This is a genomic window from Candidatus Methanoperedens nitratireducens, assembly GCF_900196725.1.
In the GTDB taxonomy this organism is placed as follows: domain Archaea; phylum Halobacteriota; class Methanosarcinia; order Methanosarcinales; family Methanoperedenaceae; genus Methanoperedens; species Methanoperedens nitroreducens_A.
Genome location: NZ_FZMP01000195.1, coordinates 1 through 8,955 on the forward strand (window position 1 = coordinate 1; position 8,955 = coordinate 8,955).

At 37.4% G+C, this 8,955-nt stretch carries 7 protein-coding genes; 5 read left to right on the top strand and 2 right to left on the bottom strand.

Features of this window, described 5'->3' with window-relative positions:
- A partial coding sequence (locus MNV_RS12985; protein ID WP_143311779.1) for a hypothetical protein occupies positions 1–279 on the bottom strand: 279 nt, incomplete at its 3' end.
- Between the two features lie 121 nt (positions 280–400).
- Between MNV_RS12985 and MNV_RS19775 the strand changes: the two genes are divergently transcribed.
- From MNV_RS19775 to MNV_RS12990, 3 genes are all read left to right on the top strand, one after another.
- On the top strand, positions 401–538 hold the full coding sequence (locus tag MNV_RS19775; RefSeq protein ID WP_179293984.1) for a hypothetical protein: 138 nt from the start codon (positions 401–403) through the stop codon (positions 536–538).
- Positions 539–550: 12 nt separating this feature from the next.
- Complete coding sequence (locus MNV_RS19780; protein ID WP_179293985.1) at positions 551–721, top strand: hypothetical protein; 171 nt, start codon at positions 551–553, stop codon at positions 719–721.
- Positions 722–1,238: 517 nt separating this feature from the next.
- Positions 1,239–4,037 carry a HEAT repeat domain-containing protein gene (locus MNV_RS12990; protein WP_096206389.1) on the top strand — a complete coding sequence of 933 codons (2,799 nt, stop codon included), beginning with the start codon at positions 1,239–1,241 and terminating at the stop codon, positions 4,035–4,037.
- 20 nt (positions 4,038–4,057) lie between these two features.
- Here the strand turns inward: MNV_RS12990 and MNV_RS12995 are convergent, their stop codons facing one another.
- Entirely contained in the window at positions 4,058–6,169 is a 2,112-nt protein-coding gene (locus tag MNV_RS12995) for an FCD domain-containing protein (RefSeq protein ID WP_179293986.1), read from the bottom strand.
- A 572-nt stretch (positions 6,170–6,741) separates the two neighbouring features.
- Between MNV_RS12995 and MNV_RS13000 the strand changes: the two genes are divergently transcribed.
- Positions 6,742–7,950, top strand: a complete 1,209-nt coding sequence (locus tag MNV_RS13000; RefSeq protein WP_096206391.1) for a hypothetical protein — start codon at positions 6,742–6,744, stop codon at positions 7,948–7,950.
- Positions 7,951–8,191: 241 nt separating this feature from the next.
- On the top strand, positions 8,192–8,955 hold a 764-nt coding region (locus MNV_RS13005), incomplete at its 3' end, for a hypothetical protein (RefSeq protein ID WP_218838024.1).

An 8,955-nucleotide genomic window follows, 5' to 3' on the forward strand; every position in this document is an offset into this window, starting at 1 on the left:
TTTATCTCCGAGTCGCTCAACAGTTCTATAAAAAGTCCGTTCAGCCGGTGTTTCATCCAGGTTAAAATATTGGAACGCTTCTTCAGGGTAAATATTTGGGATTTGGTTGATTGAAACGTTATCCGTCAATTTGTTGTATATCAGGGATTTTACGATATTCTGAAGGTCTTTTGCTTTTCCACCGATTTCATCGAACAGAAAATCAAAGTAACCATAATCTTTTTGAATTCTGTCGAGCATTACAATATTGCCTATTGGGAAAGTTACATTTTCATGCAAGTTTGGTCACAAAAACTTATGAGATGTGACTTTTCTTTTATAGGTTAGCTGGCGAAGTCAGGAATATAAACTACAAAGTAGTACCATGGTTTCCTATTCATTATTCGAATGAGGATTCAAAATGAAAAACTATAGAGGTATTGAAGAAGCTTATCCAAGAGTTTTTGTCTGCACTTTCTGCAAAAAGGAGTTCGCTTCAATGGGTTCTGTGTTTAGCCACATGAGAGATGAGCATGAATTTGTTCACAAAAGCAAATAGGAGGCGGTAACAATGGATATATTCGAAGTACTAAACGCTATCTCAAAGAGAAAGAAAGCAATCATGAATAACGGTACGGACGAGCAAGACGCCTTGATAAAAGCAGAACTTGATATATCTAACGAGTATCATATATCACTTTTTGACATCAAGAAGTTAATTGAGCCTCAGGCAAAAACATAAAACAGTCCTAAATTCAAAGATAAATTGACTGCAGTTCGTAGGGTGCTGTATTTGATCTAGAGAGGTAGTTTGAACTATATCCTTTTTTTTATCAGTTTACCAGCTAACCAAAATCTCTATCTTTTTCTTTATTTTCAGGCTCATGTGGAGACCATCCGCTAATTTGACAGGATAACAGGATTGACAGGATCGAGATGTAAAAATTTATCCAGTTAATCCTGTCTATCGGCTGATTTTCAACCCCGGTAGAAGATATACACTTGAGAAATTGGAATTAGCGGAGGTCTCACTCATGTGCTAAAGTTTTTATATGTATGTTGGATATGGATACGTAGCAATGCCTATGAATTTAAGAAATGCGGAGAATATAATAAAAATTAACCGTTATTTATAAATAACATTTCTTCCCTATCTATCAACAGACTAAATTAAATAGGCGATACTATTATGGGCTTTGGCAAATGGATGAAAGACACACTCAAAAAGCAAAATGAAAAAATGATAGCAAAGAGGGAGCATGAGCCTGGATGATATAAAGAATCTATCTGATAAATTAGAAGAGAAAAAGAAAAAGTACACTGCAATAAAAGAAGAAGATTTTGAGAAAGATATTTTAAGACTGATAACCTCAACCCCAGTAACCTGGGAAGATATTGCAGGTCTTGATAATGCCAAGAAAACTATCAACGAGACTGTTAAATATAGTCAAATGAAAGGAATACCTGACGCAATAAAACCATGGAAAGGCGTTCTTCTATTTGGCCCTCCCGGAACTGGTAAGACCCTGTTTGCTGCGGCAACTGCAAGCACTTTGAAAGCTACGTTTTTCAATGTAAAACCAGGCGATTTATTATCAAAAAATTACGGTGAATCTTCAAAGAATATATCTGCTTTATATAATGTCGCACGGAAAAGGGCCCCATCTATCATTTTCCTGGATGAATTCGATTCTATTGGGAGTAAGCGTGATGATATATTTGAAGCTTCGCGAAGAGTATTGTCCACATTGCTTTCTGAAATGGATGGATTACATAATAAGAAATCAAGCCGGTATATTCTGACAATGGCCGCGACCAATACGCCATGGGATCTTGATAGTGCAGCGCTTAACCGATTCGAGAAGCGATTTTACGTACCTCTGCCTGATACTCAGACTGTTATGGAAATTATAAAAATGAATACCCAAGGTGTGGAATTAGACGGAAATATTTTGAATATAGCACAAACTTGTGTCTTGAAACTATTTGCAGGCCGCGATGTTGCAGCACTCTGCAATGAAGCTGTCAGGATCATGATACGAGAAGAAAATGGCCCGGAAGTAAATAAACCTAAAATGAGACCTCTTACTAGATCAGATTTCAGAAAATCCTTTCCGAAGATAAAAGGCACAATAACAGCAAGAGAAATAAGAAAATACGAAGATTGGGCGGAAAAAAACGGCACAGATTCTTATAATGGTGGATATGCTGAACATAGATATGATAATGTATCTGAAATTTTCAGGAAGGCGCTGAGCGAAAAAGTATCTGAGCGAAAAGAAGCGGCATATGAAATCGGGAAGAATTTCACAGCTTTCCCTGATAAAAAGCAATCAACAAAAATACTGCTTGACCTTACAAAAGATAATAACAGTGGTGTGCGAAGAAATGCAGTTGAAGCCATTGGTTCCGCTTTTTATCATCTCACTGATAAGGGTCAGGCAATAAATGACCTGCATGCTCTTACGAAAGATGAAAAATGGGAGGTACGAAGTGCTGCAGCGAAAGCCATTAGTTCCGCCTTTATTCACATCACTGATAGAGGTCGCGCAAAAAATGACCTGTTTGCCCTTATAAAGGATGAAAAATGGGAGGTACGAAGTGCTGCAGCAAAAGGGATTGGTTCGGTCTATAATCACTTCGCTTATAGAGGTCGTGAAGCAAAAGACCTGTTTGATCTTACAAAACATGAAAAATGGGAAGTACGAAGTGCTATAGCTGAAGCCATTGGTTCCGCCTTTAAATACCTCACTGATCTGGATCAGGCAACAGAAGTCCTGCTAAAACTTGCAAAGGATGAAAATAGCTTTGTGAGAAGGAATGCGGCAGAAGCCATTGGCTCCTCCTTTTCTGACCTTACTAATAAAAATAAAAATCGGGCGACAAAAGCCCTGCTAACCCTAGCAAAGGATGATGATAGTTTTGTGAGAAGGAATGCAGCAGAAGCCATTGGTTTGTCTTTTTCTCATGTCACTGATAAAGTTCGGGCATGGAATGACCTCCTTGTTCTGATAAAGCGTGATGATAGATTTGTGTTAATTGGTGCAGCGTATGCCCTTGGTTCCGCCTTTCCCCATGTCACTGATAAGGATCAAGCAACAGAAGCCCTGCTTGCCCTGATAAACGATAAAGATGCCAATGTGCGAAGCGTCGCGGCAGAAACTTTTGGCTCCGTTTTTCCATATATCGCCGATAAATACCAGGCAACAGAAAGCCTTCTCGCGCTTACAAAGGACGAAAAAAGCATTGTTCGGGCATATGCCAACCATTCTCTCGGAAGAGCATATGTTTTCAGGGCAACAGAATCAAAGGATAAAGAGGATTTCAGAAAAGAATTAGAACAAGCCCTGCAATTTTTTGAAAAATCATCAAGGGAAGAAACACATTCACAACCGGCTGGATTTTGTCTTCCATTTTATCGCTCTTTCTATATGCTGACTTTTAAGAAAGAAGAAGCTAAAGCTGAGGTGCAAAAATATCTTGAAGAGGCAAAATATGCAGTTGAAGGTTCTCACAGCAAAGAAAAACTCCTTGAAGCCGTGAAAAACCTCGGAAACGCGCTGAAGGAAGTGCAGAAAGAACAGGATTTCAATGATTTAAGATGCGACCTCAAAGCATACAGGAATTACTGCGAACGAGCTGCTGAGATACTGGATGAAGTAGAAGGGAAAGCGCCTCGCACCGCACAGCTGGTAAGGATGGGGCTGCCGATCATTGATGAGAGGATAAAGGGGATGCTGGCGGGAATAGAGATAAAAACAAAAACGCTGTGCGGGCAAACGAAAGGAACTCAACTTATCAAATTCGGAGAAGAAATATACGGGCAGGGTAAAAACCTTCCACGAATCGGGGATCCGATAAAACTTGACATAAAAATAAACGAAATGCGTAACACTTTATCAATGCTTTGCGGCAGGCTGATAGAAGAAGATATTATAGAGGAACTTAAAATCCTGAATAAAATTAATGATGAACAATATATAGTAAATAAAGTTGAAATGATTAATAGTGTATTGCAGAACATTTTGATAAAGGTGAAGCCGAAAACAAGGCTTTAACCCGATAAACAAATATTACATCATCTGGGATTTAATCCCCGCTCCCAGATTTCTCTTACATAATCAATATGATCTTCCATGTGTTTAACTGCCCTTTCTTCATCTTTATTTTTGATAGCATCCAATATTTCTTCATGTTGTTTTAGAGTCTCCTTAGATTGAGCTTGCCTGCTCAATGTAGATAATGATCTATATAGCAACCTGCAAATATCATAAAATGAACTATTTCCGCTAGCTAAAGATATCCCTACATGAAAATCAAAATCATAACCCCAAAATATACCCGTTTCCCTTGTTTTTTCATCTTGAAGAGCTTCTTTAAATCTTTCTAAAATGGTCTCTAGAGCCTCTATGTCCCGTATTCCTCTATATCTTGCGGCGAGGCTCACTGAGCTCATCTCCATCTGTTTTCGGACTTCCCAAAGCGCATTAAAGGTATATCTATTTATTATGGGATCTGTTCTGAGTTTTTCAGTCAATATATCGAAAAAGGGTTCGATATCTACATTGAAAATAATAGCATTATTGCTCTTCCAAAAACGAAGTTCAACTTCTGTTGGATCTCTCATAATGGCATAGTACTGAACCCTATTTTCTAAACGTCGTTTGGTTTTTTTAATGATGGCATTAATGTTATCATCGTTTATATTATATCCAACAAATAAAATGGTTCTTGTAAAAAAAAGTTCCTCAAGTTTATTGAACATAAGCGGGTCAAAGGAACTGTGTATTTTGTAAACATTTGTATCTGATTCCATTTCCAGCATATCTTTATCTTCTTGAATTAGATTGATTCTTCCCCTACGGTGTTTGATTGTATCTTCCAAAATGCTATCGCAATTTGCGATAATAATATTTTTAATAGTTAAAATATCTGCTATCTTTTTAAAAATCGAAGAGTTTCTGGTGTAATCTGTTACAGTACTGGTTAATCCAGAACCTATAAATAAAGCCGCATTTCCCTTAAATATCTCAGGAATCAATGATTTTAGATTAATATGGTCAAAAAAGGGAGGATCATATGTAGGAATAAATTTATTATTACCTAAAATTTGTTCCATTTCAGCGGGCTCGTATGAAAAAACCTCAAATTGATTCAGTTCGGATTTCTTATGGGTGATATAACCCGGGGCAACGCTACAAAGAGCCGCCGAGATGGATCCTCCACCTGCTTTTAACAGATCTATTATCAAATCTTTATTTTCTCTCGTACTTATGAAAATATGCGAATATGGTAATGCCAGTCTAATAATTGCAGTGATAAGTTTCAGTTGGTTATCAGAGACTTGGTACTTCTGCTCTGGCTGGAATAACGTTCTGCTGGCTTCTTTCAAACGAGGTATCCCAACTATCGGAAAACGGTCAAATTTTTCTCTTAAAAACAATCCATGCTGGACCAATGCCATGACTTCGAACTTAAAATCATACAAACCCAGCAATACACCAATCCCGGCATTTCTTATTCCGCTATTGTAGATTCTATCCTGAGTTCCTAACCTGTACTGAAAATCTTTTTTTGAAACACATTCTTTATGAAGCTCATCGTAAGTTCTTTTATGATATGTTTCTTGCCATGAAAGCACGATGTCTAAACCCATACTCTTTAAGGATCTATAGTCCTCCTGTGATAATGGAGAAGAGTTCAAACCAATCATCCCACCTTCTCCCTGTTCAAGTTTATTTCTCAGATGCTCTATATATTTCGTCATTTCCTTTATGCCAATTTCTGGGTCGTCTGAGAAAACCAACTCTATTGTTCTAAAATTCTTTGCTGTCAGATATTCAATTTCTTTACAATATTGGTCAAAAGTTAAACGGGTTCTGCCCTTACTATAATTATTACAATAGAATGCACAATAAGGACATTTATTCATACAATAATTTGTAATGTAAAGGGGAACCACAAGGTTTATTTCATTTCCAAGAATATCGCTTCTAATACGCTTTGCAGTTTCTAATAGATTGCTAAAATCTTTATTATTGGGATTAGGATCGATATGAAGAAGTGCGGCAATATCTTCGAAATCTAATCTCTCTAATTTTTCCGCTTTCTCAAGTACCTCATCAATGTCCTTAGGTTTTGATTCTAAATGAAATTTGATTTCATCAGGGTCTATATCAAATTTATTCATAAAATAACCTCTTTTTTCCATAACATCAATCGGCATATTAAATCGTCATATTCTCTCTTGAGCATTGTTATTAATTTCTTGTTATCGCATATAACACACATTCTTCTTATGCCTATTGTTGACCCTCATGCATGAGCGTATTGTGCAACAAGCCCATAGCCAATTGGGAAGAAGACCTTGCCATGCGAGCCCAAAGATGGATTAGAGGTTCAAAATGTATAGCAAAGGGAAGCCTCCAAATCGTTTAGTATACGTGTCAGGTGGTATTAACGTAAAGTCAGGTTAAAAAGATTTGTTACGTCATTTCCGTAACAAACCCTATTTGTTCCAGTTTTTAAGTAACAAATATTATAAACTGCTAATTATTATATACAAATAATCTACTGTCCTGTCAAGTATCAATTAGAAACAAACAACCGAGATGAATAATAAAATTATCTCGATTTCATCCTGCAATTGAGGGTTGGCGTGACAGTAGTATGGTGAATACATCAATGAGCACTGATAAAAGTGCAATGACCCTGGGTATCTTACCGAAAAATAAAATGACCTAAAAATAAAGGAGATAAAATATGATTGTTAAAAACAAAACAAAACTTGTGCTGTTGTCTATAGCTACAATAACTTTACTGCTTATGGGCAATGTTTTTCAAGTTTACGCAGCCCCAAGTCAACAACCAACTCTGGTAGTTTTCGTACAGGCGATCAATGATGACGGCGGAGCAATGAAGGCATCTGATTTTGCAGTAACCGTTACAGCCAAAGATCCATCGCCCGCTATATTCAGTGGCTCAGAAACAGGAACAACCGTTACTATGAAAAATAGTGAATATAGAGTAACTCAACTTGCAGTGAAAGGCTACAATGTATCATACTCACCGGGTTGCTCGGGACGCATAAATAATAACGAAGCCAAAACCTGTGTAATAACCAATGATGATATAGCTCCACATCTAAAAGTAATAAAACATGTGATCAATGATAATGGAGGAACATCAAATGCATTGGACTTTGGAATATATGTATACGGTAACAACCCCACACCAAGTTCATTTGCAGGTTCTGAGGTTGGTACTGATGTAAAGATCAATCCAGGATGGTATAGCGTTTATGAATATGAAGCCCCAGGTTATAGTCCATCTTATTCTCCTGAATGTAATGGTCAAATAAACGTAGGTGAAACCAAGACTTGTACCATAACCAACGACGATATACCCAAGGCTCAATTAGTCGTCATCAAAAATGTAATCAATAACGATGGCGGTACAGCAAGCGCATCTGACTTCACAATGCATGTAGATGGCAATTCCCCCTCACCAAGTATGTTTCAAGGATCTGAAACCGGTACTGATGTAACAATCTATGAAGGCTACTATAATGTTTGGGAAGATTATGGATCATATTATTCTCAAACGAACTCAGCTGATTGTAGTGGTTACATTAAAGGCGGTGAAATTAAGACTTGTACGATAACGAATGATGATTTACAGCCAGCTCACTTGATAGTAATCAAAAATGTAATCAATAACGATGGCGGTACAGCAAGCGCGTCTGACTTCACAATGCATGTAGATGGCAATTCCCCCTCACCAAGCGTGTTTCAAGGGTCTGATGCCGGCACTAATGTAACAATCTATCCGGGATGGTATAATGTAAATGAATACTACAATTCACAATACAGCAGTTCCTTCTCTGGCGACTGCTCTGCTTACATAAACCCTGGCGAAACAAAGACATGTACCATAACTAACGAGTACATACCAGAAACAGCATCAGGATAGATGGAAAAATGGCTTAGCCCATACATGAGGGAGGAGAAATAAAAACTCTCCTTTACCTCATTTGTTTTTTAAAGAATAAATTTCATTCTCGGTTGCCCAAGTCATTGCACCGGGAGTAGCTCGGATTATGGGTGCATCTTTACAGGAGGAACGGCGTTCCTATCAGGAATTTGAATGATTGTTATAGACTGAATTTGAAAACTGAATATCAAAAAATAAGGATATTTCAAAGATGATAATTATGGGTTCTATAGAAGTAGTTGGTTCAATAATAGTAGCAATAGTGATGCTGGGTGTGATTTATCGGTTTGGTTCTGGTGCTACATACATAGGAAGGTATGAAGTTGGAATACTAACAAGAAGAATAGGAAAAACAATGCCATCAGGACAAGTAATAGCAAGAAATGGTGAAGTTGGAATTCAGGCAGACACAATGATGCCAGGAATTTATTGGCTCAATCCGTTAATATGGAAAATTGAAAAAGAACAAATTACTACAATTGGAGAAACAGAAATTGGGACAATTGAATCCATAGATGGTGAACCTATACCAACAGGAAGATTGTTGGGTGATGCTATAGAGTGCAACCAGTTCCAGGATGCAAAAATGTTTTTAGATGGTGGAGGCAAAAAAGGACCACAAACTGCTATCTTACGTCCGGGAGCCTATCGTATAAATACAAAAGTGTTTAAAGTGACTAAACATCCTGTCACAAAGATAGAAGAAGAACACATTGGTATTGTTGTAGCAGTTGATGGTCAGCCATTGCCGTCTGGATATATAATTGCTCCAAAGCCAGAGAATGATGAGCATAAATATTATCAAGATGGGCAATTGTTTATAGCAAATGGTGGTTACAGAGGTCCGCAGCTTGATACACTTCAGCCAGGGGAATATTACATAAATCCGTTATTATTTAAAGTAAAGCAATATGAAGTTGCAGAAGTTCCACCAGGGTATGTAGCTGTATTAAGATCTAAGCATAGTCATATAAGTAATGTTGT

Coding starts and splice junctions, on each gene's coding strand:
- MNV_RS19775 (WP_179293984.1), top strand. CDS start 401: ATGAAAAACTATAGAGGTATTGAAGAAGCTTATCCAAGAGTTTTTGTC.
- MNV_RS12995 (WP_179293986.1), bottom strand. CDS start 6,169: ATGAATAAATTTGATATAGACCCTGATGAAATCAAATTTCATTTAGAA.
- MNV_RS19780 (WP_179293985.1), top strand. CDS start 551: ATGGATATATTCGAAGTACTAAACGCTATCTCAAAGAGAAAGAAAGCA.
- MNV_RS13000 (WP_096206391.1), top strand. CDS start 6,742: ATGATTGTTAAAAACAAAACAAAACTTGTGCTGTTGTCTATAGCTACA.
- MNV_RS12990 (WP_096206389.1), top strand. CDS start 1,239: ATGAGCCTGGATGATATAAAGAATCTATCTGATAAATTAGAAGAGAAA.